General features: G+C 40.4%; 1 tRNA gene. It reads right to left on the minus strand.

Going from position 1 to position 208, the window contains the following annotated elements:
* Positions 1-71 precede the first annotated feature (71 nt).
* Positions 72-166, minus strand: a tRNA-OTHER gene (locus AAEY98_RS22785).
* Positions 167-208: the final 42 nt, after the last annotated feature.

Raw genomic sequence — 208 nt, forward strand, 5'->3', positions numbered from 1 at the left:
CGAGCTACCAACTGCTCCATCCCGCGTCCGATAAACGCTATCAATTATTTTAATTCTATTGACTAAAGAAATGGTTGTGGGAGTAGGACTTGATAAAAACTACGACCTTCGACTCTTTATTAATAAAAAGCTGAGCCCGACGAGCTACCAACTGCTCCATCCCGCGTCCGATAAACGCTATCAATTATTTTAATTCTATTGACTAAAG

This window comes from Shewanella sp. AC91-MNA-CIBAN-0169, assembly GCF_040310165.1.
GTDB lineage: Bacteria > Pseudomonadota > Gammaproteobacteria > Enterobacterales > Shewanellaceae > Shewanella.